The 25,503-nt window shown below is 60.3% G+C and carries 21 protein-coding genes; 7 read left to right on the top strand and 14 right to left on the bottom strand.

The features are described from left to right. The first annotated feature begins 27 nt into the window (after nucleotides 1-27). The 4 genes from LOY56_RS05820 (at nucleotide 28) to LOY56_RS05805 (ending at nucleotide 7,447) form a co-directional block, all read left to right on the top strand. The gene (locus LOY56_RS05820) at nucleotides 28-1,185 is read left to right on the top strand and encodes an efflux RND transporter periplasmic adaptor subunit (protein WP_258620461.1); all 1,158 of its coding nucleotides are present in this window, start codon (nucleotides 28-30) and stop codon (nucleotides 1,183-1,185) included. Between the two features lie 3 nt (nucleotides 1,186-1,188). Then, nucleotides 1,189-4,350 carry an efflux RND transporter permease subunit EmhB gene (emhB, locus tag LOY56_RS05815; RefSeq protein WP_258620460.1) on the top strand — a complete coding sequence of 1,054 codons (3,162 nt, stop codon included), beginning with the start codon at nucleotides 1,189-1,191 and terminating at the stop codon, nucleotides 4,348-4,350. Continuing rightward, a complete protein-coding gene (gene emhC, locus LOY56_RS05810) occupies nucleotides 4,350-5,810 on the top strand; it encodes an efflux RND transporter outer membrane subunit EmhC (protein ID WP_258620458.1) in 1,461 nt (486 codons plus the stop codon). The genes emhB and emhC overlap by 1 nt, the downstream gene beginning before the upstream one ends. A gap of 377 nt (nucleotides 5,811-6,187) precedes the next feature. Next, nucleotides 6,188-7,447, top strand: a complete 1,260-nt coding sequence (locus LOY56_RS05805; protein WP_258620456.1) for an OprD family porin — start codon at nucleotides 6,188-6,190, stop codon at nucleotides 7,445-7,447. A gap of 66 nt (nucleotides 7,448-7,513) precedes the next feature. On the opposite strand, the gene pcaC is transcribed toward LOY56_RS05805, so the two are convergent. The 10 genes from pcaC to pcaR all read right to left on the bottom strand — a co-directional run bounded on the left by pcaC (nucleotide 7,514) and on the right by pcaR (nucleotide 17,125). Continuing rightward, nucleotides 7,514-7,906 (bottom strand): 4-carboxymuconolactone decarboxylase, encoded by a 393-nt coding sequence (gene pcaC, locus LOY56_RS05800; protein ID WP_258620454.1) that lies wholly within the window; start codon nucleotides 7,904-7,906, stop codon nucleotides 7,514-7,516. A 10-nt stretch (nucleotides 7,907-7,916) separates the two neighbouring features. Beyond that, nucleotides 7,917-8,723, bottom strand: coding sequence for a 3-oxoadipate enol-lactonase (pcaD, locus tag LOY56_RS05795; RefSeq protein ID WP_258620453.1), 807 nt, complete (start codon nucleotides 8,721-8,723; stop codon nucleotides 7,917-7,919). Nucleotides 8,724-8,735: 12 nt separating this feature from the next. Further along, nucleotides 8,736-10,100, bottom strand: coding sequence for a 3-carboxy-cis,cis-muconate cycloisomerase (locus tag LOY56_RS05790; RefSeq protein WP_258620452.1), 1,365 nt, complete (start codon nucleotides 10,098-10,100; stop codon nucleotides 8,736-8,738). Nucleotides 10,101-10,202: 102 nt separating this feature from the next. Beyond that, on the bottom strand, nucleotides 10,203-10,769 hold the full coding sequence (gene pcaG, locus LOY56_RS05785) for a protocatechuate 3,4-dioxygenase subunit alpha (RefSeq protein ID WP_258620451.1): 567 nt from the start codon (nucleotides 10,767-10,769) through the stop codon (nucleotides 10,203-10,205). Nucleotide 10,770: 1 nt separating this feature from the next. Further along, on the bottom strand, nucleotides 10,771-11,475 hold the full coding sequence (gene pcaH / locus LOY56_RS05780; protein ID WP_258620450.1) for a protocatechuate 3,4-dioxygenase subunit beta: 705 nt from the start codon (nucleotides 11,473-11,475) through the stop codon (nucleotides 10,771-10,773). Between the two features lie 52 nt (nucleotides 11,476-11,527). Further along, the gene (gene pcaF, locus LOY56_RS05775) at nucleotides 11,528-12,733 is read right to left on the bottom strand and encodes a 3-oxoadipyl-CoA thiolase (protein WP_258622571.1); all 1,206 of its coding nucleotides are present in this window, start codon (nucleotides 12,731-12,733) and stop codon (nucleotides 11,528-11,530) included. Then, on the bottom strand, nucleotides 12,730-13,509 hold the full coding sequence (locus LOY56_RS05770; RefSeq protein ID WP_008005876.1) for a CoA-transferase subunit beta: 780 nt from the start codon (nucleotides 13,507-13,509) through the stop codon (nucleotides 12,730-12,732). The genes pcaF and LOY56_RS05770 overlap by 4 nt, the downstream gene beginning before the upstream one ends. Next, a complete protein-coding gene (locus LOY56_RS05765) occupies nucleotides 13,509-14,366 on the bottom strand; it encodes a CoA transferase subunit A (protein ID WP_258620449.1) in 858 nt (285 codons plus the stop codon). Before LOY56_RS05765 ends, LOY56_RS05770 begins: the two co-directional genes overlap by 1 nt. 284 nt (nucleotides 14,367-14,650) lie before the next feature. After that, on the bottom strand, nucleotides 14,651-15,997 hold the full coding sequence (locus LOY56_RS05760) for an MFS transporter (RefSeq protein ID WP_258620448.1): 1,347 nt from the start codon (nucleotides 15,995-15,997) through the stop codon (nucleotides 14,651-14,653). 285 nt (nucleotides 15,998-16,282) lie between these two features. After that, nucleotides 16,283-17,125 (bottom strand): pca regulon transcriptional regulator PcaR, encoded by an 843-nt coding sequence (gene pcaR, locus LOY56_RS05755; RefSeq protein WP_007903845.1) that lies wholly within the window; start codon nucleotides 17,123-17,125, stop codon nucleotides 16,283-16,285. Between the two features lie 669 nt (nucleotides 17,126-17,794). On the opposite strand from pcaR, the gene LOY56_RS05750 reads away from it, so the two are divergent. Next, nucleotides 17,795-17,995 (top strand): hypothetical protein, encoded by a 201-nt coding sequence (locus LOY56_RS05750; protein WP_007935837.1) that lies wholly within the window; start codon nucleotides 17,795-17,797, stop codon nucleotides 17,993-17,995. A gap of 378 nt (nucleotides 17,996-18,373) precedes the next feature. Further along, nucleotides 18,374-19,849, top strand: coding sequence for an inorganic phosphate transporter (locus LOY56_RS05745; protein WP_258620447.1), 1,476 nt, complete (start codon nucleotides 18,374-18,376; stop codon nucleotides 19,847-19,849). A 177-nt stretch (nucleotides 19,850-20,026) separates the two neighbouring features. On the opposite strand, the gene ccoM is transcribed toward LOY56_RS05745, so the two are convergent. The 3 genes from ccoM to LOY56_RS05735 form a co-directional block, all read right to left on the bottom strand. After that, nucleotides 20,027-20,137 (bottom strand): cytochrome c oxidase subunit CcoM, encoded by a 111-nt coding sequence (gene ccoM, locus LOY56_RS26845; RefSeq protein WP_277397045.1) that lies wholly within the window; start codon nucleotides 20,135-20,137, stop codon nucleotides 20,027-20,029. A 144-nt stretch (nucleotides 20,138-20,281) separates the two neighbouring features. After that, a complete protein-coding gene (locus tag LOY56_RS05740; protein ID WP_258620446.1) occupies nucleotides 20,282-20,443 on the bottom strand; it encodes a hypothetical protein in 162 nt (53 codons plus the stop codon). A 104-nt stretch (nucleotides 20,444-20,547) separates the two neighbouring features. Beyond that, nucleotides 20,548-20,889, bottom strand: a complete 342-nt coding sequence (locus LOY56_RS05735) for an aspartate-semialdehyde dehydrogenase (protein ID WP_258620445.1) — start codon at nucleotides 20,887-20,889, stop codon at nucleotides 20,548-20,550. A 241-nt stretch (nucleotides 20,890-21,130) separates the two neighbouring features. Between LOY56_RS05735 and rapA the strand changes: the two genes are divergently transcribed. After that, a complete protein-coding gene (gene rapA, locus LOY56_RS05730; RefSeq protein ID WP_258620444.1) occupies nucleotides 21,131-23,977 on the top strand; it encodes an RNA polymerase-associated protein RapA in 2,847 nt (948 codons plus the stop codon). Nucleotides 23,978-24,082: 105 nt separating this feature from the next. Here the strand turns inward: rapA and LOY56_RS05725 are convergent, their stop codons facing one another. After that, a complete protein-coding gene (locus LOY56_RS05725; protein ID WP_258620443.1) occupies nucleotides 24,083-25,432 on the bottom strand; it encodes an MFS transporter in 1,350 nt (449 codons plus the stop codon). Nucleotides 25,433-25,503 lie beyond the last annotated feature (71 nt).

Raw genomic sequence — 25,503 nt, 5'->3', positions numbered from 1 at the left:
ATCTGCGCGCCTGACCCGAGGATCCTCATGCAATTCAAGCCAGCTGTTACCGCTCTGGTTACTGCCGTCGCCCTGGCATCGCTGCTCAGTGGATGTAAAAAGGAAGAGGCGGCACCTGCCGCACCTACCCCTCAGGTCGGCGTCGTAACCCTGCAACCTCAATCCTTCACCCTGACGTCTGAACTTCCAGGGCGCACCAGTGCGTTCCGCATCGCCGAAGTTCGCCCACAGGTCAACGGCATCATTCTCAAGCGACTGTTCAAGGAAGGTGGCGAGGTCAAGGCCGGGCAGCAGCTTTATCAGATCGATCCATCGGTCTACGACGCGACCCTGAAAAGCGCCGAAGCCAACCTGCGTTCGACCCGGTCGATCTCCGACCGCTACAAGCAACTGGTCGACGAACAGGCTGTCAGCCGTCAGGAATACGACACCGCACTGGCCAATCGCCTGCAATCGGAAGCGTCCCTGCAGAGTGCCCAGATCAACGTGCGCTACACCAAGGTTTACGCTCCGATCTCCGGTCGCATCGGCCGTTCTTCGGTGACCGAAGGCGCGCTGGTCAGCAGCGGCCAGACCGACGCCATGGCGGTCATCCAGCAACTGGACCCGATTTACGTCGACGTCACCCAGTCTTCGGTGGAGTTGCTTGAGCTGCGCCGCGAACTGGAAAGCGGTCGCCTGCAAAAGGCTGGCGATAATGCCGCCGCGGTCAAGCTGACTCTGGAAGACGGCAGCCAGTACACGCTGGACGGCAAGCTTGAGTTCTCCGAAGTCTCGGTTGACCAGACCACTGGCTCCGTGACGCTGCGCGCCGTGTTCCCCAACCCTGATCACACCCTGCTGCCGGGCATGTTCGTTCACGCCCAATTGCAGGCCGGCGTGAACAGCGCGGCGATTCTGGCCCCGCAACAAGGCGTGACCCGTGACCTCAAAGGCTCTCCGACCGCGCTGGTGGTCGGTGCGGACAACAAGGTCGAACTGCGTCAGCTCAAGGCCAGCCGCACCGTCGGCAACCAATGGCTGATTGAAGACGGTCTGAAGGCAGGTGATCGCGTGATCACCGAAGGGCTGCAATTCGTCAGACCTGGCGTTGAAGTCAAGGCCACTGAAGCCACTAACGTTGGCATAAAAAGCCCGGCCCCCGCACAGGCAGCTAACACAGCTGTCGGCGGCAAAGGGGAGTAAACCATGTCGAAATTTTTTATCGACCGTCCGATTTTCGCTTGGGTGATTGCCTTGGTGATTATGCTGGTCGGGGCTCTATCGATCCTCAAACTGCCGATCAACCAATACCCGAGCATTGCGCCTCCGGCCATTGCCATCTCGGTGACCTATCCAGGCGCTTCTGCACAAACCGTGCAAGACACCGTGGTGCAAGTGATCGAGCAACAGCTCAACGGTATCGACAACCTGCGTTATGTCTCATCGGAGAGTAACTCCGACGGCAACATGACCATTACCGCGACCTTCGAGCAGGGCACCAACTCCGATACCGCGCAGGTTCAGGTTCAAAACAAGCTGAACCTGGCCACCCCGCTGCTGCCGCAAGAAGTGCAGCAACAGGGCATTCGCGTGACCAAGTCAGTGAGAAACTTCCTGATGGTGATCGGCGTGGTGTCGCGCGACGGCAGCATGACCAAGGACGACCTGGCCAACTACATCGTGTCGAACATGCAGGACCCCATCTCGCGCACGGCCGGTGTCGGTGACTTCCAGGTCTTCGGCGCCCAGTACGCGATGCGGATCTGGCTCGACCCGGCCAGGTTGAATAATTTCAACCTGACCCCGGTGGACGTGAAAACCGCCATCGCGGCGCAGAACGTCCAGGTCTCGTCCGGTCAACTCGGCGGCTTGCCTGCCCTGCCCGGTCAGCAACTGAACGCTACGATCATCGGCAAGACCCGTCTGCAAACCGCCGAGCAATTCAAGGCGATCTTGCTGAAGGTCAACAAGGACGGCTCGCAAGTGCGCGTCGGCGACGTGGCCGATGTGGGCCTGGGCGGTGAGAACTACAGCGTCAGCGCCCAGTTCAACGGCGCCCCGGCCTCCGGCCTGGCGGTGAGACTGGCCAGCGGTGCCAACGCCCTTGACACCGCAAAAGCCTTGCGCAAAACCATCGACGACCTGAAACCATTCTTCCCGGAAGGGATGGAAGTGGTGTTCCCGTACGACACCACGCCGGTGGTGACCGAGTCGATCAAGGGTGTGGTTGAAACCTTGGTCGAAGCGATCGTGCTGGTATTTTTGGTGATGTTTCTGTTCCTGCAAAACTTCCGCGCCACCGTCATCACCACAATGACCGTGCCGGTGGTATTGCTGGGTACGTTCGGGATCCTCGCGGCGTTCGGCTTCAGCATCAACACCCTGACCATGTTCGGTATGGTACTGGCCATCGGCTTGCTGGTGGACGATGCCATCGTCGTGGTGGAAAACGTCGAACGGGTCATGAGCGAAGAAGGCTTGTCACCCAAGGAAGCCACCAAGAAATCCATGGGGCAGATCCAGGGTGCGCTGGTCGGTATTGCCCTGGTTCTGTCGGCGGTACTGCTGCCGATGGCGTTCTTCAGTGGCTCCACCGGTGTGATCTACAAGCAGTTCTCGATCACCATCGTCTCGGCCATGGCGCTGTCGGTGATGGTGGCGTTGATTTTCACCCCGGCGCTCTGCGCCACCATGCTCAAGGCGATTCCGAAAGGCGAGCACGGCACGCCGAAACGCGGCTTCTTCGGCTGGTTCAACCGCAATTTCGACCGTGGCGTCAAAAGCTACGAACGCGGCGTGAGCAACATGCTCGCGCACAAGGCTCCATACTTGCTGGCGTACCTGATCATCGTGGTCGGCATGATCTGGCTGTTTACCCGTATCCCAACGGCGTTCCTGCCGGAAGAAGACCAAGGCGTACTGTTTGCCCAGGTGCAAACCCCGGCCGGTTCCAGCTCCCAGCGCACGCAAGTGGTCGTGGACGAAATGCGTGAATTCCTGCTGCGTCCAAGCAAGGAGGGTGGCGAAGGCGATGCGGTGGCCTCGGTGTTTACCGTGACCGGCTTCAACTTCGCCGGTCGTGGTCAGAGTTCGGGGATGGCATTCATCATGCTCAAACCCTGGGACGAACGTAACGCGGACAACAGCGTATTCAAACTGGCCGCCCGCGCCCAGCAGCATTTCTTTACCTTCCGCGATGCAATGGTGTTTGCCTTCGCCCCGCCGGCGGTACTGGAACTGGGTAACGCCACCGGTTTCGACGTGTTCCTGCAGGACCGCGCCGGTATCGGTCATGACAAGCTGATGGCGGCACGCAACCAGTTCCTCGGCATGGCGGCGCAAAGCAAGGTCCTGTCGCAAGTCCGTCCCAACGGCCTGAACGACGAGCCGCAATACCAGCTGGAAATCGACGACGAGAAGGCCAGTGCCCTGGGTGTGACCCTCACCGACATCAACAACACCCTGTCGATTGCCTTGGGCAGTAGCTATGTGAACGACTTCATCGACCGCGGTCGGGTGAAGAAGGTTTACGTGCAAGGCCTGCCCGGCGCTCGCATGAGCCCCGAAGACCTGAAGAAGTGGTACGTGCGCAACAGCGCCGGCACCATGGTTCCGTTCTCGGCGTTCGCCAAGGGTGAGTGGATCTACGGTTCGCCGAAACTGGCGCGTTACAACGGCGTCGAAGCGATGGAAATCCTCGGTGCCCCGGCACCTGGCTATTCCACCGGTGAAGCCATGGCCGAAGTCGAAGCCATCGCCAAGAAATTGCCGGCTGGCGTCGGTATTTCCTGGACGGGGCTGTCGTACGAGGAACGTCTGTCCGGCTCGCAAGCGCCAGCGTTGTACGCCTTGTCGCTGCTGATGGTGTTCCTGTGTCTGGCAGCGTTGTATGAAAGCTGGTCGATTCCGATCGCGGTCATGTTGGTCGTGCCGCTGGGGATTATCGGTGCACTGATGGCGACCAGCCTGCGCGGCTTGTCCAACGACGTGTACTTCCAGGTGGGCTTGTTGACGACCATCGGTCTGGCGGCGAAAAACGCCATTCTGATCGTCGAGTTCGCCAAGGAACTGCATGAGCAAGGACGTAGCCTGCGCGATGCCGCGATCGAAGCCTGTCGGATGCGTCTGCGACCGATCATCATGACCTCCCTCGCGTTCGTGCTCGGCGTAGTGCCACTGGCCATTTCCACAGGCGCAGGCTCGGGTAGTCAACATGCGATCGGTACCGGGGTGATTGGCGGTATGCTCACGGCCACGATCCTGGCGATCTTCTGGGTTCCGTTGTTCTTCGTCACTGTATCGTCCATGGGCCAGCGCAAAGTCGCCGACCAGGATGACGCCATTGAACCTTCTAAAGAGGCTGGCTAATGAGCAAGTCATTACTTTCCATCGCAGTCGCCGCCTTCGTACTGAGCGGCTGCTCGCTGATACCCGACTATCAGCAGCCTGAAGCCCCGGTGGCGGGCCAATACCCGCAAGGCCCGGCGTATACGCCGGCCCAGGCGCCTAACCAGGCCGCCGCCGAACAAGGCTGGAAGCAGTTTTTCCACGACCCGGCGCTGCAACAGATGATTCAGACCGCTCTGGAAAACAACCGTGATCTGCGCGTCGCGGCGCTGAACATCGACGCTTATGCGGCTCAGTACCGCATTCAGCGCGCCGATCTGTTCCCGGCCGTTTCGGCCACCGGCACTGGCAGCCGTCAGCGGGTTCCAGCACGGGCCTCGCAGACCGGTGAAGCGGGCATCACCAGCTCCTACTCGGCCACCGTCGGCATCAGTGCCTATGAACTTGACCTGTTCGGTCGGGTGCGCAGCTTGAGCGAAGAAGCCCTGCAGAAGTACTTCGCTACTGAAGAAGCGCGCCGCAGCACGCAGATCAGCCTGGTGGCCAGTGTGGCCAACGCCTACCTGACCTGGCAGGCTGACAAGGAACTGCTGAAACTGACCCAGGAAACCCTCGGTGCCTACGAGGAGAGCTACAAGCTCACCTCGCGCAGCAACGAAGTGGGCGTAGCCTCGGCGCTGGATCTGGCCCAGTCGCGCACCTCGGTGGAAAACGCCCGCGCGCAACAGGCCAAATACACCCGTCAGGTCGCTCAGGACGAAAACAGCCTGGTGCTTCTGCTCGGCACCGGTATCCCGGCCAATCTGCAAGCGGCCAAGCCACTGTCGGATGACCTGCTGAGCGAAGTGCCCGCCGGCCTGCCGTCGGACTTGCTGCAACGCCGTCCGGACATTCTTCAGGCCGAGTACAACCTCAAGGCTGCCAACGCCAACATCGGCGCGGCACGGGCTGCGTTCTTCCCGAGCATCAGCCTGACGGCCAATGCCGGTTCCTTGAGCCCGGACCTGTCCGGCCTGTTCAAGGGCGGTTCGGGCACCTGGTTGTTCCAGCCGCAGATCAACCTGCCGATCTTCAACGCCGGTAGCCTGCGCGCCAGCCTGGATTACTCGAAAATCCAAAAAGACATCGGCGTGGCGAACTACGAGAAGTCCATTCAAACGGCCTTCCAGGAAGTCGCCGACGGCCTGGCCGCACGCCAGACTTACACCGAGCAGCTGCAGGCTCAACGTGATTTCGTCAGCGCCAACCAGGACTACTACCGTCTGGCCGAGCGTCGCTACCGCATCGGTGTCGACAGCAACCTGACCTTCCTCGACGCCCAGCGCCAGCTGTTCAGTGCCCAACAAGCGCTGATCACCGACCGTCTGGCGCAGCTGGTCAGCGCGGTCAATCTGTACAAGGCCTTGGGTGGTGGCTGGAATGAACAGACGGCGAAGAACGAGCCGTTGAAAGAAGAAGCGCCGAAGATGAAGTTGTTCTGATAGCGCGGTAAACACGAAGCCCACCGATTGGTGGGCTTTTTGTTGGCTGCGGAAAAGCCAGATCAAAAGATCGCAGCCTTCGGCAGCTCCTACGCAGGTACGCGATTCCATGGAGCTGCCGAAGGCTGCGATCTTTTGATCTTTTGCTGTTCGATAATCGCCCAGAACCCGCCCTCCCCCGATTGAACCATTTAGTCCGTTTCCCTCACCATCGGTCGCACAAAACCAATAACAACAGGTTCGACACCATGCCCCCGCGCCCTGCCCTGTCCGGCTGACCTCGTCCCCGCTTTTTTGAATTCGAAATCTTTTGTCTGCAACCCGAACGTTACGGCATCGCCCTGTTTCACCTCCAAGAATTAGAGAGACCCGAGCCCATGACGCCTTCCACCACGCAGTATTTCTTACCCAGCCTGATCGCCATCGCACTGGCCGGTGCGGCCCTGCCCGCCATGGCCGAGGAAGCCGGTTTTGTCGAGGGCGCCAAGGTCAACCTGAACCTGCGCAATTTCTACATCAACCGTAACTTCACCAACCCAACCAAGACCCAGGGCAAGGCTGAAGAGTGGACGCAAAGCTTCATCCTCGACGCTAAATCCGGGTTCACCCAGGGCACCGTCGGGTTCGGCATGGACGTGCTGGGGTTGTATTCGGTCAAACTCGACGGCGGCAAAGGCACCGGCGGTACGCAGTTGCTGCCGCTGGACCACGATGGGCGCCCGGCGGACAACTTCGGTCGCACCAATGTGGCATTCAAGGCCAAGCTATCCCAGACCGAAGTGAAGGTTGGCGAATGGATGCCGGTACTGCCAATCCTGCGTTCGGACGACGGTCGCTCGCTGCCGCAAACCTTTCGTGGCGGTCAGATCACTTCGAAGGAAATCGACAGCCTGACGCTCTATGGCGGCCAGTTCCGCGCCAACAGCCCGCGCGACGACAGCAGCATGAGCGACATGTCGATGACCGGCAAAACGGCCTTCAAGTCAGACCGCTTCAACTTCCAGGGCGGCGAATACGTCTTCAACGACAAACGTACTCAGATCGGCCTGTGGAACGCTGAACTCAAGGACATCTACAGCCAGCAATACGTCAACCTGATCCACACCCAACCGCTGGGCGACTGGACGCTGGGCGCCAATCTCGGGTTCTTCTACGGAAAGGATGACGGCAACGCCCGGGCGGGCGAGCTGGACAACAAGACCTGGTCGGGCCTGTTCTCGGCCAAATATGGCGGCAACACCTTCTATGTCGGCCTGCAAAAACTCACCGGCGATAGCGCCTGGATGCGCGTCAACGGCACCAGCGGCGGCACCCTGGCCAACGACAGTTACAACGCCAGCTATGACAACGCGAAGGAAAAATCCTGGCAACTGCGCCATGACTACAACTTCGCCGCCCTGGGTGTACCGGGCCTGACCCTGATGAACCGCTACATCAGCGGCGACAACGTACACACCGCAACCACCAGCGACGGCAAGGAATGGGGCCGCGAAAGCGAACTGGGCTACACCGTACAGAGCGGTACGCTCAAAGACCTCAACGTCAAATGGCGCAACTCGACCATCCGCCGGGATTTCAGCAACAACGAGTTCGACGAGAACCGGTTGATTGTCAACTATCCGATCAGCCTGCTGTAAACACAAAAATGTGGGAGCGGGCTTGCCCGCGAAGGAGTCAGCTTAGGCTGACACAACTTTCGCGGATTACTCGCGCGATTCAACCCCCAACTCATCCCACACCGACTCGGCCAGGTGAAATGTCGCGTTGGCCGCCGGGACGCCGCAGTAGATCGCGCTCTGCATGATCACTTCCTTGATCTCGCCGCGGGTCACGCCGTTGTTGGCGGCGGCGCGCAGGTGCAGTTTGAGTTCTTCGTTGCGGTTCATGCCGATCAGCATCGCGATGGTGATCAGGCTGCGGGTGTGGCGCGGCAGGCCCGGGCGGGTCCAGATGTCGCCCCAGGCGTGGCGGGTGATCATCTCCTGGAACTCCGAGTTGAACTCGGTCAGCGCGTTCAGGCTGCGGTCGACATGGGCGTCGCCGAGTACTGCGCGGCGAACATTCAGGCCCTCGTCGTAACGTTGTTTCTCGTCCACAACAATCTCCTCAATGAGCTGACAAAAACGCCAGTACCCGGTCGCTGAATTCAGCGCCGGCCTGGACGTTGGACAGGTGCGCGGCGTAGAACTCGGCGTACTCGGCGCCACGCACTTGTTCCTGAATGAAATGCCCGCCGGACGGCGGCGTCACCGCGTCTTCGGTGCCGGCGATCACCAGCAGCGGCACCTTGATCGACGACAACTGATCGCGGAAATCGGCATCGCGTACCGCCGCGCAATTGGCCGCGTAACCTTCAGGCGAAGTCGCCGCGAGCATGTCGGTAATCCGCTTCACCACTGCCGGATTGGCCTCGGAAAAATCCGCGGTGAACCAGCGCGCAATCGACGCATCACGCAAGGCAATCATCGCCGCAGCGCCGTCACGCAGCACGGTTTCGATCCGTGGATTCCACACCGACGGATCGCCGATTTTCGCCGCGGTGTTGCACACGATCAGTGTGTTCAAACGCTGACCGGCATTGATCCCCAGCCACTGACCGATCAACCCGCCCATGGACAGACCGCAGAAATGCGCACGCTCAATGTGCAACGCATCCAGCAGCGCCAGCACGTCGCGACCCAGTTGCTCAATGCTGTACGGCCCCGGCGTGACCAACGACTGGCCGTGACCACGTGTGTCAAAACGCAGCACGCGAAAATGCTCGGTGAGCGCCGGGATCTGGGCGTCCCACATATGCAGGTCGGTACCCAGTGAGTTGGACAGCACCAGCACCGGCGCCTCCGCCGGTCCATCGAGTTGCGGCCCTTGAATTTGGTAGTGCAGTTCGCCCTCGGCGAGTTGTACGAATCCCACAGCAGTCTCCTTTCAGGCAGTCAACGCAAAATGTTCAGCCACCGCTCGCTCGACCCAGGTATGGGCCTGACCGAGGTAATGGGCGGGGTCCAGCAGATGATCGAGCTCAGCGTCCGACAGCTCCGCAGTCACCTGCGGCTCGTCACCGAGCACCGCGCGCAGATGACGTTGTTCGGCCACTGCGCGCTTGCAGCATTGCTCCAGTAGATGGTGCGCGGTGTCGCGACCGACCCGTTGCGCCAGCGCGATGCTCACGGCTTCGGCCAGCACCAGGCCCTGGGTCAGATCGAGGTTGCGCGTCATTCGCATCGCGTCCACTTCGAGTCCGTCGGCCACCAACAGCGCTTGCTGCAGGCTGCCTGACACCAAACAACAGATCTCCGGCAGGGTTTCCCATTCGGCATGCCACAGGCCCAGGCTGCGTTCGTGCTCCTGCGGCATGGCGCTGAACAAGGTCGAGAGCAAACCCGGCACCCGCGTCGCCGCGCCGATCAGCACCGCCGCGCCCACCGGGTTGCGCTTGTGCGGCATGGTCGAGGAACCGCCCTTGCCCGGCGCCGATGGCTCGAATACTTCGCCGGCCTCGGTCTGCATCAACAGGCTGATGTCGCGGCCGAGTTTACCGAGGCTGCCGGCGATCAACCCCAGCACCGCGCCGAATTCCACCAGACGATCACGCTGGGTGTGCCAGGGTTGTTCCGGCAAGGTCAGTTGCAGTTCTGCGGCCAAGGCTTCGGCAATCGGCATCGCCTGCTCGCCGAGGGCCGCGAGGGTGCCGGAGGCGCCACCGAATTGCAGCACCAACAGGCGCGGTTTGAGTTCCAGCAGACGCTGACGGCTGCGCGTCACCGCCCCCAGCCAACCGGCGATTTTCATGCCGAGGGTGACGGGCGTCGCGTGTTGCAACCAGGTGCGCCCGGCCAACGGCGTGGCGACGTAACGCCAGGCCTGGGTCGCGAGGGTTTCCCCCAGCTGCATCAGATCAGCATCGATCAATTCCAGCGCGCGGCGCAGTTGCAGCACCAGGCCGGTGTCCATTACATCCTGGCTGGTCGCGCCCAGATGCACGTAGCGCTCGGCTTCGGCATCGTTCTTGGCGATCTGCTTGCCCAACGCCTTGACCAGCGAAATCGCCGAATTGCCCGCCGTGGCAATGGCCTCACCAAGCGCGGCGAAGTCGTAATGCTCGGCCCGACACGCCGCTTCGATAGACGCGACAGCCGTCTGCGGAATCAGGCCAACCCGTGCCTCGGCCCGGGCCAGCGCCGCTTCGAAATCAAGCATGGCCTGAACCCGGCCCTGATCGCAGAACACCTCACGCATGTCGCGTGCGGTGAAGTAGGCATCGAACAATTGATTGCCCGGTCGCTGGTTCATAAACAGTCCTTGCAGGCGTGGGCCGGTCAGGCCTCCGCGTAAAAATCAAGATCGTGGTGCAGGCGCCAAAAGATCGCAGGCTGCGATCTTTTGATCTTGCTCTCAATAATCGAAAAACACCGTCTCGGCATCGGTCCCCTGCAAAATCACATTCCACTGATAAACACCCGAAGCATCTTGTTTCGCCAGCAAGGTGCCGCGGCGTTCAGCAGGCACGCACTCCAATAGCGGGTCCGCTACATTAGCCGGTTCGCCATCAAAATAAATCCGCGTCAGCAAGTGCTTCACCAACCCGCGAGCAAACACCAGCACCACCAAATGCGGCGCCTGGGTCGCGCCCTTCAAGCCTTCCACGGGGCCCGGTTTGATCGTGGTAAACCGGAAGCGCCCTTGCGCATCCACCGGCACCCGGCCAAACCCTTCGAAGTTCGGGTCCAGGGGCTTGTCCTGATCGTCTTCGGGGTGGTCGTACTTGCCGGCGGCGTTGGCCTGCCAGACTTCAAGCATGGCATCGTTGACGAAGTCGCCATTGCCATCGACGACTTGCCCGGTGATCGTCACGCGTTCGCCCAGAGTTTGTTCGACGGTCAGGTCTTCGCGGTTCAGCCAGGTCAGGCCGATGTGGTAATACGGCCCGACGGTGTGGGACGTGGTCGCGTTCAGCGTCATCTTATTTCTCCATCGGCGTGGCTTCGCGGCCGCGCAAGACGATGTCCCAACGATAACCGAGGGCGTAGGAAGGAATGGTTTTTTCCAGATCGAAACGGGCGATCAGGCGCTCTTTGGCACCGGTATCAGGCACGCAGTTGTAGATCGGGTCGTAGGCCAGCAACGGGTCGCCCGGAAAATACATCTGCGTCACCAGGCGCGTGAGAATACTCGGCCCGAACAGTGAGAAATGGATGTGCGCCGGGCGCCATGCGTTGTGGTGGTTGCCCCACGGATAGGCGCCAGGCTTGATGGTCTGAAACTGATACCAGCCATCGGCGTCGGTCACGGTGCGACCGGTGCCGGTGAAGTTCGGGTCCAGTGGCGCGTCGTGCAGGTCACGCGCATGGTTGTAACGACCAGCGGCGTTGGCCTGCCAGATCTCCACCAGAATCCCCGGCACCGGCAGACCGTTTTCATCCAGCACGCGGCCGTGAATGATGATCCGTTCACCCAGTGGTTCGCCCGAGTGCTGGGCAGTCAGGTCGTTGTCCTGCTCCTGGATGCGCTCGACGCCGATGGTCGGCCCGGTGATTTCCGACAGCGAATGAGGCAAAAACACCAACGGTTTGGACGGCGAGCGCAGGTTGGTGGATTGATAAGGAGGGTGCAGGTATTCCGGCTGAGTGCCCGCCTGTGGGCGACGGTAACCAGGTTTGTCAGTCATTGCGCTTTCCTCAGTTCTTATTAGTCGACGCTTTTAATTCACAGCCAGCGTGTCAGACCCGTTCGATCGCCAAGGCCAGACCCTGGCCGACACCGACGCACAGGGTCGCCAGGCCTTTCTTGCCACCGGTCTTTTCCAGTTGATGCAACGCGGTCAGTACCAAGCGTGCACCGCTCATGCCCAGCGGATGACCCAAGGCGATGGCGCCACCGTTCGGGTTGACCTGGGCCGCGTCATCCGCCAACCCCAGTTCACGCAGCACGGCCAAGCCCTGGCTGGCGAAGGCTTCGTTGAGTTCGATCACATCGAAATCGCTGACTGCCAGGCCCAAGCGCTCGGTCAATTTACGCACCGCCGGCACCGGGCCAATGCCCATCACCCTAGGTGCGACACCGGCACTCGACATGCCCAACACGCGAGCGCGGGCAGTCAGGCCATGTTTCTTCACCGCATCGGCTGAAGCCAGAATCAACGCCGCCGCACCGTCGTTCACGCCGGAAGCGTTGCCAGCGGTAACGGTTTTATCCGGGCCATTGACTGGTTTGAGTTTGGCCAGGGTTTCCAATGTCGTGTCAGCGCGGGGATGCTCATCCTGCGTGACGACGCTTTCACCCTTCTTGTGGGCAATGCGCACTTCGACGATTTCTTCGGCGAAAAATCCTGCAGCCTGCGCGGCGGCCGTGCGCTGCTGACTGCGCAGGGCGAAAGCGTCCTGATCGGCGCGGGAAACCTGGTAGTCGTCGGCCACGTTATCGGCGGTCTGCGGCATCGCATCCACACCGTATTGGGCTTTCATCAACGGGTTGATGAAACGCCAGCCGATGGTGGTGTCTTCCAGTTTCATGTTGCGCGAAAACGCGGCATCGGCCTTGCCCATCACGAAGGGCGCACGGGACATCGACTCGACGCCGCCGGCAATCGCCAGCTCCATCTCGCCGCTGGCGATAGCGCGGAACGCGGTGCCGATGGCATCCATGCCCGAAGCGCAGAGGCGATTGAGGGTCACGCCGGGAATTGTTTCCGGCAATCCGGCCAGCAACAGCGCCATACGCGCAACGTTGCGATTGTCTTCGCCGGCCTGGTTAGCACAGCCGAGAAACACCTCGTCCACCATGTTCCAGTCCACCGAAGGATTGCGTTCCATCAACGCTTTGATCGGTACGGCGGCCAGGTCATCGGCGCGAACCACCGACAGGCCACCGCCGAAACGGCCGATGGGGGTGCGAATGGCGTCACAGATATAAACGTCACGCATCAGGCTTCTCCGGGTGCTTGGCCGTGGGCCGCAGCGGTGCGGGCTTCCAGATCACGCAGCGCGGTCAGCTCGACATCGGTTGGCTCGGCGGTGTTTTCCACCTGATCGGCGAAGCGAATCGCCCATCCGGTGGCAGCAATCACTTGCTCGCGGGTCACGCCTGGGTGCAGCGCAGTCACCACGAATTCATGGGTATCCGCTTCCGGTTCCATGATGCACAGGTCGGTAATAATGCCAACGGGACCTGCGCCCGGCAGGCCGAGACGCTTGCGTGAATCACCGCCCTCGCCATGGCCGACCGACGTAATGAAGTCGAGTTTGTCGACAAAGGAACGCGCCGATTGCTTGAGGATGATCAGCACGCTCTTGGCGGAACCGGCGATTTCCGGCGCGCCACCAGCACCCGGCAGACGAACTTTCGGCTGATGGTAGTCGCCCACCACCGTGGTGTTGATGTTGCCGAAACGGTCGACTTGCGCGGCGCCGAGGAAACCGACGTCGATGCGCCCGCCCTGCAGCCAGTAGCGAAAAATCTCACCGGTAGGAACGACGGTGTCGGCAGTTTCCGCCAGTTCACCGTCACCGATCGACAGCGGCAATACGCTCGGCTTGGCACCAATCGGACCCGACTCGTAGATCAGGACTACATCTGGTGAGGAAGTCAGACGTGCCAGGTTGGCCGCTTTCGACGGCAGGCCGATGCCGACGAAACACACCGAACCGTTTTTCAGACGGCGGGCGGCGGCGACGGTCATCATTTCATTGGTGGTGTAAGTCATTACTTGGCCTCCGAAGCAGCGGCCAGCTTGGCCTGGAACTCGCTGAAATCAGCGCTACCGTGGATGTACTCGTTGATCCACGCGGTGAAGGTTTCACGGTCGCGGGCAATCGGGTCCCAGGCCTGGTAGAAGCGGTTGTCGCGTTCGGTGTAACCGAGGGCGTAGGACGGATGCGCGCCACCCGGTACGTGGCAGACCGCGCTCAAGGCCCAGGTCGGCAGCACGCAAGCGTTCATCGGTGCATTGAGGTCGTCGACGATTTCTTCGACAGTGACGATGCAGCGTTTGGCCGCCAGCGCCGCTTCTTTCTGCACACCGAGAATGCCCCAGAGCAGCACGTTGCCTTTGCGGTCGGCTTTTTGCGCGTGAATCACGGTGATGTCCGGGCGCACCGATGGCACCGCCGCCAGCACTTCGCCGGTGAACGGGCACGTGACGGTTTTGATCAGCGGGTTGACCTTCGGCAGGTCGGAACCGCCGTAGGCACGCAGCACCGCGAACGGTAAGCCCGAAGCGCCCGCGACGTAGGCATTGGCCAAGTCGGCGTGGCTGTGTTCTTCGATTTCAAGCGCATGCGGCCACTGCCGCTCGACCGCGTCACGCAGACGGTGCAGCGAACCGACGCCTGGATTGCCGCCCCAAGAGAAGATCAGCTTGCGAGCACAACCGGCACCGATTAATTGGTCATAGATCAAGTCGGGCGTCATCCGCACCAAGGTCAGATCTTTCTTGCCCTGACGGATGATTTCGTGACCCGCCGCCGTAGGAATCAGGTGAGTAAAGCCTTCGAGCGCGACGGTATCGCCGTCGTTGACGAGCTGCTTCACCGCGTCGTGTAGCGAAAGGATTTCAGCCATGGGGCAGGCTCCCGTTTTGTTATGAACCGACAGTGGTAGAAAAAGGCGCGAGGTTCAGCGCCGGAATGACTGAAGAGTAAGCCCCTGAAAAACGCCAAACAATCCGATAATCGACTGAGTGTTCGTTTATCGAACAGATTGTTATCTCCCTACCGATCTCCTCTGCCGATCGTTCCCACGCTCCGCGTGGGAATGCAGCCCGGGACGCTCCGCGTCCCAGAAGCGGACGCGGAGCATCCGTTGAGGCATTCCCACGCGGAGCGTGGGAACGATCACATCTCCCCTCAGGTCGCATCCGCATGGCTGACCATGCCCTTGATCACCACCGCCGTGGTCGCCAACGCGGCCGGGATTACCAACGCCGTCAGCACCTGTTCGAAATTCCAGCCCAGGCCCAGCAGCGTCGCCCCCATCCATGCACCCAGGATCGCGCCGAAGCGGCCAATCCCGAGCATCCACGACACACCGGTCGCCCGCCCTTGAGTCGGGTAAAACCGCGCCGCCAGCGACGGCATCGCCGATTGCGCACCGTTGACGCACATCCCGGCCACCAGCACCAGGGTCGCCAGCAAGGTGATGTTGCCCAGGCTCTGCCCTACCGAGTAGGAAAACACCCCGGCGAATAAGTAGAAAATGCCGATGACCTTATGCGGATTGAACCGGTCCATCGCCCAACCCACGCCTACTGCGCTCAACACCCCACCGAACTGGAACAGCGCACCAATGAACGCCGCCTGCTCCATGCTCGCGCCGCTGTCGCGCATCAGCGTCGGCAACCAACTGGTCAACAGGTAAACGATCACCAGGCCCATGAAGTACGTCAGCCATAGCAACAACGTGCCGGTGCTGTAAGTGCCGGAGAAGATCACCGCAAACACATTGCGCGCCTTCACGGTTTTCTGTTCCGGCACACTGAAGCTCGAAGCCTGGGCCACCACCCTCGGGTCGATCGGCGCCAGGGCCTTGCGCACTTTGTCCGTGCCGCGATTGCACACCACCAGATAGCGCGCCGACTCGGGCAACCAGAACAGCAAGACGACGGCGAGGATCAACGGCAGAATCCCGCCGATCATCAATAGGCTGTGCCAGCCGAAGGCCGGGATCAGTTTGGCCGAGATGAACCCGCCACCGGCCATGCCAAGGTTGAAGCCGCAGAACATGCTGGTCACCAGCAGGGATTTCTTGCGTTCCGGGGTGTATTCGGACAGCAGCGTGGTGGCGTTCGGCATGCCGGCGCCCAGGCCCAGACCGGTGAGGAAACGCAGCACCAGCAGTTGATCGACGTTGGTGCTATAGGCCGACGCCAGGCTGAAAGCGCCGAACAACAACACTGCGCCCACCAGCACGACTTTTCGCCCGAAGCGGTCAGCCAATGGGCCAGAACCCAGTGCACCGAAGACCATGCCGATCAACGCCGCACTCATCACCGGGCCGAGACTGGCGCGATCGATACCCCAGTCCTGGGACAGTGCCGGCGCGATAAAACCCATGGCCGCAGTGTCGAGGCCATCGAGGAAAACAATCAGGAAACATAGAATCACCACCCGCCATTGGTAGCGCGAAATGGGTTGAGCGTTGATGAAGGACTGCACGTCAAGGCAGTTTCCTACGGCAGACTGAGGCTGGTTCATTATTTTTATTCCACGCAAAGAACGCAGTCGAACAGGTGCCAGCCGAAGCTGACGCTGTCACTAGAAAAGGAGGTCGGGATCAGGCGATTCGGTTTCGGCAGCTAAACCGGTGGGAACAGCGACAGTCGGGAAACGTGCGCATGACAATGCCTCTTCTCATTGTTATTGGGGCGTGATCCGGCGGCTGAAGGCCAACTAGTGCCGGATGACGCTGCCGCGACATTAATGAGCCAAGGGAAAGAGCGTCAATTCGACAAACGCGACTCTGTGCGTTTATCGAACAGCTTAGGCAAAGAGTTGCGCGCTCAGATCACGACTGGCGCTTAGCAGGCCGGGCAGGAAACGCTGTTCCAGCTCACTGCGACTGACCCGGCCGGCGTGGGTGCTGACGTTTAACGCCGCCACCACTTGGCCGGAAGCGTCGTACACCGGAACGGCAATCGAGCGCAGGCCCTGTTCCAGTTCCTGATCGACGATGCACCAGCCTTGTTGCCGTACCTCTTGCAGGCATTCGAGCAACGCCTCGGGGGTATGCAAGGTGCGACTGGTTTTGGCTTGCAGCTCTGCATGGTCGAGGTACTCACGCAGTGACGTGTCGTCCAGCGCCGCGAGAAGAATCCTGCCCATGGACGTGCAATAGGCCGGTAGTCGCCCGCCCACCGAGAGGTCGACGGAAATCAGCCGCTGGGTGGTCGCCGAGCGCGCGATGTACAAAATATCATCGCCTTCCAGTGTGGCCATGTTGCAGGCCTCGTGCAGTTGCTCGCTCATGCGGTCCAGGTAGGGTTGGGCAGAAACCGCCAATGGCGTCGACGACAAATAGGCATGGCCCAGTGTCAGTACTTTGGGCAGCAGCGAATAGGTACGTCCGTCGGTGGTGGCGTAGCCGAGTTTGATCAGGGTATGTAGGCAACGTCGCACAGCGGCGCGGGGAATTTCCGTGCGATGGCTTATCTGCGCAATGGTCAGGTGCCGCTTGCGCTCCTGGAACGCTTGCACCACCGCCAAGCCACGGGCCAGGGAGGTCATGAAATCCGGGTCACCGGTCAGGGCCTGGATTCGCTTGGCGGGCGAGGCAACGATCGGCGGTGCCACGGAAGCGAAGGAATTGCGCATTTGATCGTTCATATCAGCTTGTTTCCTACACGGATCAGCGACTATTACAAGCGGCTCTCGGTCTGACGCACAAGCCATCGGCTCCCAAGATTGGGCGATTATCGAACCATGGGCCGATAATCGCAATAATGGGTGCTCATAGTGAGCCATACTGCTTCCACTCCCCCGCACAACACGGTTGTTATTTTCTGTCACTGACTTAAAGGAGGACGATGTAATAATCTGCTCAGCTTAATGGCGCCAGAAAGTCACCGCTGTAACTGGCATCACCTGCGCCGTAGTTACCGATAAAACTTTGCGAGCAACAAAACAATCACACATGAGGAACTACTTTTAACTCTCAAGAGATAGTGTTCTTCGGATCGACCGCTATAATGCATCTCAATGGCGACCGGTTTTTTACGTGCCGATTCCGCCAACCGGCAGCGCAATATCCATTGCCGCTGTCCGCAGCAAGCGCCTGAGGCTCATTTCATATGCTCTGCCAACGCGCTCGCTGAAACAGGAGACTGATGCTGCGTCAGCTGTTTTTCTCTGGTGCCGTGGCCGCCTGCAACAAGGACGTATTGATTGCTCCGAGGGAACGATGCCGTGTCAGGCATTGTCCTTTCAATGAGCATGGTCAATAAACCGATGCAGCGCGTTTCACCAGAATTAATCTCAACTCAATCAGGTAGCACTGTGACGAAAGACGAACTGCGCGCGGAACTTGAGCGCCAGGAACAACGTTACAAGGAAGTTTACGGCGGGGAAGTCACCACCTATGCCGCTCAACCCGAACCCGAACGCAAACCCTGGCGTAAACGCGCCACCGTTCAGGATCAGGCCTTCACCCAGGAATTGCAGAAGATGGAAAAGGAACTCAAAGCCGAAGAGCCATGACCGCCTCGGCTTGAATCCTTTCAAGAGCCTGCATCTACACCTGTTAAAAGCGGGTTGTATGGATGATGCTTTTTGTGCCCGCTACAAGCGGGCAGCGGTCTCCTCATCCATTGGATGAGGCAAATGGCTCCTGTCTGCCCCTCTTCCAAGAAATTTCACACAAGCGTTCAAACCTCTCGTCGCCGATGGGAGAAACCCTTGTGGCTGCGGCCTTTCCAAGTAAATTCAACGACTTGTAAAACCCTGGAAAAACCCGGGGCCTGGGGGATTGGCACAAATAAATTCGTTGAAGAATGTTACCGATGAGCAGCAAGTGCATCGATTAGCAGTCTTTTCTGGCATAATCGCGCCCCCTTACGACCGGGTCAGAAAACCTTCATGATCGATTTATTCAGCGGACTGGATGCTTGGGTGCTTGTGAGCCTCTTGCTCGCCCTGGCCTTTGTCCTCGCGTTCGAGTTCATCAACGGCTTTCATGACACCGCAAACGCGGTGGCCACTGTTATTTACACCAAAGCCATGCCGCCTCATCTGGCAGTATTCTTTTCCGGTGTGTTCAACTTTCTCGGCGTGCTGCTGGGCGGTGTGGGCGTGGCGTATGCCATCGTCCATTTGCTGCCGGTAGAACTGCTGATCAATGTGAACACCGGTCACGGGCTGGCCATGGTGTTCTCGTTGCTCGCCGCCGCCATCACCTGGAACCTGGGCACCTGGTACTTTGGTATCCCCGCCTCCAGCTCCCACACGCTGATCGGTTCGATCCTCGGTGTAGGCCTGGCCAACGCCCTGATCAACGACATTCCATTGGCCGATGGCGTGAACTGGCAGAAGGCGATCGACATCGGTGCGTCCCTGGTGTTCTCGCCGATGGCCGGTTTCCTGATCGCAGCCCTGGTGTTGATCGGCCTTAAAGGGTGGCGTCCGCTGTCCAAGATGCACAAGACACCGGAACAGCGCCGCAAGATCGACGACAAGAAACACCCGCCGTTCTGGAACCGTCTGGTACTGGTGATTTCGGCAATGGCCGTCAGCTTCGTGCACGGCTCGAACGATGGCCAGAAAGGTATCGGCCTGATCATGCTGGTGCTGATCGGTATTGTGCCGGCGCAGTTCGTCCTCGACCTGAACAGCACCACCTACCAGATCGAACGGACTCGCGATGCGACCCTGCATCTGAGCCAGTTCTACGAGCGCAACCGCGAATCCCTGGGTGAGTTCCTGGCACTGGGCAAAAGCGTCAAAGGCGATCTGCCGGAGAAATTCCGTTGCAACCCGCAACAGACCGAACCGACCATTGCAGCGCTGCTTGGCACCCTTAAAGGTGTAGCCGACTACCATTCGCTGCCGTCGGAAAGCCGCATCGAAGTACGTCGCTACCTGCTCTGCCTGGACGACACTGCGAAGAAAGTCGCCAAGCTGCCAGGCCTCGCTGCTCGTGAAAAAGCTGACCTGGACAAGCTGCGCAAAGACCTGACCACCACCACCGAATACGCCCCGTTCTGGGTGATTCTGGCGGTCGCACTGGCCCTCGGCCTGGGTACCATGGTTGGCTGGAAACGCGTGGTATTGACCATCGGCGAGAAAATCGGCAAGCAAGGCATGACCTATGCCCAAGGCATGTCGGCGCAGATCACCACCGCGTGCATGATCGGCATGGCCAACATTTTCAGCCTGCCGGTTTCCACCACTCACGTCCTGTCTTCAGGCGTGGCCGGTACTATGGTCGCGAACAAGAGCGGCCTGCAAGGTGGCACCGTCAGAACCATCCTGCTGGCTTGGGTCCTGACCCTGCCAGCTACCGTGGCCCTGTCGGCCGGCCTGTTCTGGCTGGCGTCGAAGGCACTGGGTAGCTGATACACCGCTATTGAAAAAGGCGCGTTCCGTGAGGTTCGCGCCTTTTTTATTGCTGCAATTTCGCCACACAACCGATGTGGGAGCGCGAGCACCCAATAGAAAGTCGCAGACAAAAAAAGGGCGACCGAAGTCGCCCAAAATGCCTTGCGTGCTCATTGCTCCAGAAAGACCCTACGGTTATTTCCGCTTGTGCGAATCCTTCCAGATAAAAAATCCAAACCCTGCAAAAAACAGAACCATGAGGCCGACTGTCAGCACTCCGGCGATCACCACGTTGTCGAAAAACATGATTGGCCTCCTGCACTTGCCGTGTTGCGATGGGGCTAAGTTAACCAATCGGGCAGGAGAAAAAATTGACCGGGATCAATGCCGCCCGAGACGGGCGTAAAAGGAAGGGAAATAACTGACCTGCATCAACCGATGCAGGGTGTCTCAACGTTTTTTCGGTTTGTTCTTGGGCTTTTTTTTCACCTTGCCCAACGGCATCGCCTGTTCGAATGCCTGGCGCACTTCGTTCAGGCGCTTTTCATTAAGGTCATGAACACGTTTGGCGCGTTCAGCGTTGAGGTCGATCAGTTTGTCATCTTGGCTCATGGCGTTCAGTGCGTCGCTTGGAAGTGAATTCAGCTGCCCCATCGCTCGGCAGGATTACGCCAATAATGCGGTCTGGCGCGGGCGCTGACCAGCGGTCCGACACTTCAGATCTCGATATCGACCCACAACCCCTGACGCGGCTGATCCTCCATCAACGGCACCACCGGTACGGTGTTGTCGGCATTGAGTTCATTACCGGGAATCGCCAGGTGTTCTTCAGGGTCTTCATCGGCCTCACGGCGGCGGCGCTCCTGCTCTTGTTTGCGACGCTGTTCTTCGCGCAACTGCAAGCCCGCCTCTTCCGGGTCGCGCTTTTGCAGGTCGATGGTGCTTTCGTTGGAGCTTTCCTGCACCGGCACCACGGGGGGAATATCCGGGCGCTGGCGGATTGGATCGTTCTGTGAAGTGATCGGCACGGCGCTCAAGGGGAGCATCGGTGGCAACATATTATTAGTCTCCTGTCAGCAGGCTGTCGGCTGCGGGGATGGCGACTTGAGCCATTGGTCGCAAACTTGCGATCCACTTTGGCGCCGTAGGAGCTGGCGCCGGCTCGGGCCGCGTTCGGACGATTTGATCTTCATCCCACGAAAAGTTCGCATCCTCCCTCAGCGCACGCATGTAATCCTTTGGCCCTGAAGGCTCATTCCGTTAAGATAGCCCGCTTTTTCAAGGTGGGAGTCAGGCAGCATGGCGCAGCAGTATCAACCGGGGCAACGCTGGATCAGTGACAGCGAAGCCGAGCTGGGTTTGGGCACCGTTCTGGCACAGGACGGCCGCTTGTTGACCGTGCTCTATCCGGCCACTGGCGAGACTCGCCAGTACGCGCTACGGAATGCGCCCCTCACCCGCGTACGGTTTTCGCCGGGTGACAGCATCACTCACTTCGAAGGCTGGAAACTGACCGTCCAGGAAGTCGACGATGTCGATGGCCTGCTGGTCTACCACGGCCTCAACGCGCAGAACGAAGTGGTCACCCTGCCGGAAACCCAACTGTCGAACTTCATTCAGTTCCGTCTGGCCAGCGACCGTTTGTTCGCCGGACAGATCGACCCGCTCGCCTGGTTCTCCCTGCGATACAACACTCTGGAACACACCAGCCGCCAGTTGCAGTCCTCCCTTTGGGGCCTGGGCGGCGTGCGGGCGCAACCGATCGCGCACCAATTGCACATCGCCCGTGAAGTCGCCGACCGTATCGCGCCACGCGTTCTGCTGGCAGACGAAGTGGGCCTGGGCAAGACCATCGAAGCCGGTCTGGTGATCCATCGCCAACTGCTCTCAGGCCGCGCCAATCGCGTATTGATCTTGGTGCCGGAAAACCTGCAGCACCAGTGGCTGGTGGAGATGCGCCGCCGCTTCAACCTGCAAGTCGCGCTGTTCGATGAAGAACGCTTTATCGAAAGCGATGCCGCCAACCCGTTCGAAGACACCCAGCTTGCATTGGTTGCGCTCGAATGGCTGGTGGACGACGAAAAAGCCCAGGACGCACTGTTCGCGGCCGGCTGGGATTTGCTGGTGGTCGACGAAGCGCACCACCTGGTGTGGCATGAAGACCAGGTCAGCCCTCAGTACTCACTGGTGGAGCAACTGGCCGAAGTCATTCCCGGCGTATTGCTGCTGACCGCGACCCCGGAACAACTGGGTCAGGACAGCCACTTCGCCCGTCTGCGCCTGCTCGACCCGAACCGTTTCCATGACCTGCACGCCTTCCGCGCCGAGAGCGAAAACTATCGTCCGGTGGCCGAAGCCGTTCAGGAGTTGCTGGACCAGGGGCGCCTGTCGCCTGAAGCGCACAAGACCATCCACGGTTTCCTCGGCAACGAAGGCGAAGCCCTGCTGAGCGCCGTCAACGATGGCGATACCGAAGCCAGCGCCCGTCTGGTCCGCGAACTGCTGGACCGTCACGGCACCGGCCGCGTGCTGTTCCGTAATACCCGCGCCGCCGTGCAGGGTTTCCCGGAGCGCAAACTGCACCCGTACCCGCTGCCGTGCCCGGCCGAATACCTCGAACTGCCGTTGGGCGATCATGCCGAGCTGTACCCGGAAGTCAGCTTTCAGGCCCAGCCGGACGCCAACGAAGAAGAGCGCTGGTGGAAATTCGACCCGCGTGTCGAGTGGCTGATCGACACCCTGAAAATGCTCAAGCGCACCAAAGTGCTGGTGATCTGCGCCCACGCCGAAACCGCCATGGACCTGGAAGACGCCTTGCGCGTACGTTCCGGCATTCCGGCCACGGTCTTCCACGAAGGCATGAACATCCTCGAGCGTGACCGCGCCGCCGCCTACTTCGCCGACGAAGAGTTTGGTGCTCAGGTGCTGATCTGCTCGGAAATCGGCAGTGAAGGTCGCAACTTCCAGTTCTCGCACCATCTGGTGCTGTTCGATCTGCCGTCGCACCCGGACCTGCTGGAGCAGCGTATCGGTCGTCTCGACCGGATCGGTCAGAAGCACATCATCGAGCTGCACGTGCCGTACCTGGAAACCAGCCCGCAAGAGCGGCTGTACCAGTGGTATCACGAAGCGCTGAACGCGTTCCTCAATACCTGCCCGACCGGCAACGCCTTGCAGCATCAGTTCGGCCCGCGCCTGCTGCCGCTGCTGGAAACCGCCGATGACGGCGAGTGGCAAGCGCTGATCGACGAAGCCCGCGCCGAACGTGAACGTCTGGAAGCCGAACTGCACACCGGTCGCGACCGCTTGCTGGAACTCAATTCCGGTGGCGCTGGCGAAGGTGATGCGCTGGTCGAGGACATCCTCGAACAAGACGATCAGTTCGCCCTGCCGATCTACATGGAAACCCTGTTCGACGCCTTCGGCATCGACAGCGAAGACCATTCGGAAAACGCGCTGATCCTCAAGCCAAGCGAAAAAATGCTCGACGCCAGCTTCCCGCTGGGCGACGACGAAGGCGTGACCATCACCTACGACCGTAACCAGGCGCTGTCTCGCGAAGACATGCAGTTCATCACCTGGGAACACCCGATGGTTCAGGGCGGCATGGACCTAGTCCTGTCCGGCTCGATGGGTAACACCGCCGTGGCGCTGATCAAGAACAAGGCGCTGAAACCAGGCACCGTGTTGCTGGAACTGCTCTACGTCAGCGAAGTGGTTGCTCCGCGCGCGCTGCAACTGGGCCGTTACCTGCCGCCGGCCGCCCTGCGCTGCCTGCTCGATGCCAACGGCAATGACCTGTCGACGCGAGTGTCGTTCGAAACCCTGAACGATCAACTGGAAAGCGTGCCCCGCGCCAGCGCCAACAAGTTCATCCAGGCCCAGCGCGACCAGCTGACGCCACGGATCAACGCCGGCGAAGAGAAGATCACCCCGCGTCACGCCGAGCGCGTCGCCGAGGCGCAACGTCGCCTGGCAGCGGATACCGACGAAGAACTGGCACGCCTGACCGCCTTGCAAGCGGTCAACCCGACCGTGCGCGACAGCGAACTGGTTGCCCTGCGCAAGCAACGCGAGCAAGGCCTGGCCATGCTCGACAAGGCTGCGCTGCGCCTGGAAGCGATTCGGGTGTTGGTGGCGGGTTAACACCCCTCCTCCACCGCTATAAAAAGAAGGCCCGCAGCGATGCGGGCCTTTTTTTGTCTGCCGATCGTTCCCACGCTCTGCGTGGGAACGATCATTTGGCGATCATTATGCAGTGACCGCCGGAATCTGCGGCTCAACCACCGCCACCAACCCTTCCTTCATCCGCTTGGCATCGCGCACAAAACACCGCGAAGCCAGGAATAGAAACACCATCGTAAAGAACAACGCCACCGGAATCAGGTACATCGCGTCATGCAGGCCAACAGCCTTGAACGCTTCGGTCATCTGCTCGGCGCCGGCCGAGAGCATGGCCGAGTGCGCAAAGTGATCCGACAAACCTCCCACCACCACCGGCCCCAAACCACCGCCCAACAAATACAACCCGGCAAAGAATAAAGCCATCGCCGTCGCCCGCAGTCGCGGTTCGATCACGTCCTGAATCGCCGTGTACACGCAGGTATAGAAGTTGTAGGCGAACAACCAGCCCAAACTGAACACCCCGACAAATACCCCAATCTCGATTCGGCCGGCGTGCAGCGCCCAAGCCGTACACAGGGTCGAAATGAGCAGGCTGAGCGCTGCGAACAGCAGTCGCCCATTGGCCACACGCTGGTGAATCTTGTCGGCAACCCAGCCGCCGAGCGTCAGGCCGAACAGCCCGGTCACCCCAACGATTACCCCGACCGCCACCGCCGCATCCTGCAATGGCAGCAAAAAATAACGCTGCAGCATCGGTACCAGAAACGAGTTGCAGGCATAGGTCGCGAAATTGAAGCACAGCCCTGCCATGACCAGCCACAGGAACGTCGGCACTGCCAACACTCGGCGGATCGGCCGGTCCACGCGTTCCTGAGACACTTGCACGCTCTCCGCCGCGCCGCGTTTCGGTTCTTTGATGAAGAACATGAAGACCGCCAGAATCAACCCCGGCACCGCCGCAATGAAGAACGGTGCACGCCAGCTGTCGAACGCCTTGACCATCGCACCAATGGTGAAGAACGCCAGCAGCAACCCCAGCGGCAGGCCAAGCATGAAAATGCCCATGGCCCGAGCCCGACGATGAGCCGGGAACAAATCGCCAATCAGCGAGTTGGCAGCCGGTGCGTAACTGGCTTCACCGATGCCGATCCCCATGCGCACGATCAGGAAACTCCAGAAACTGCCCACCAGCCCGTTGACCGCGGTCAGCCCGCTCCATGCCGCCAGGCCCCACCCCATCAGCTTGCTGCGTGAACCGGTATCGGCCAATCGCCCCAGGGGCAGGCCGGCAATGGCGTAAACGAGGGTGAATGCGGTCCCGATGATCCCCAGTTGAAAGTCACTGAGGTGCCACTCCATGCGGATCGGCTCGATGATAATGGCCGGGATGGTGCGGTCGAAAAAGTTGAACAGATTGGCCAGGAACAGCAGGAACAGAATGCGCCAGGCATTCGCCGCTTGGGTCGAGTTCTGCATGGGGTCCGTCTCTTTATTGTTATTGGGCTTCATTGCCAACGCATTCGAGCCCGGAACCGCCAATCTAGTCA

The sequence above is a fragment of the Pseudomonas sp. B21-048 genome, assembly GCF_024748615.1.
Lineage (GTDB): Bacteria > Pseudomonadota > Gammaproteobacteria > Pseudomonadales > Pseudomonadaceae > Aquipseudomonas.
The sequence above is the reverse complement of the archived record's forward strand: the minus strand, read 5'-3'. Positions and strand labels throughout refer to the sequence as shown.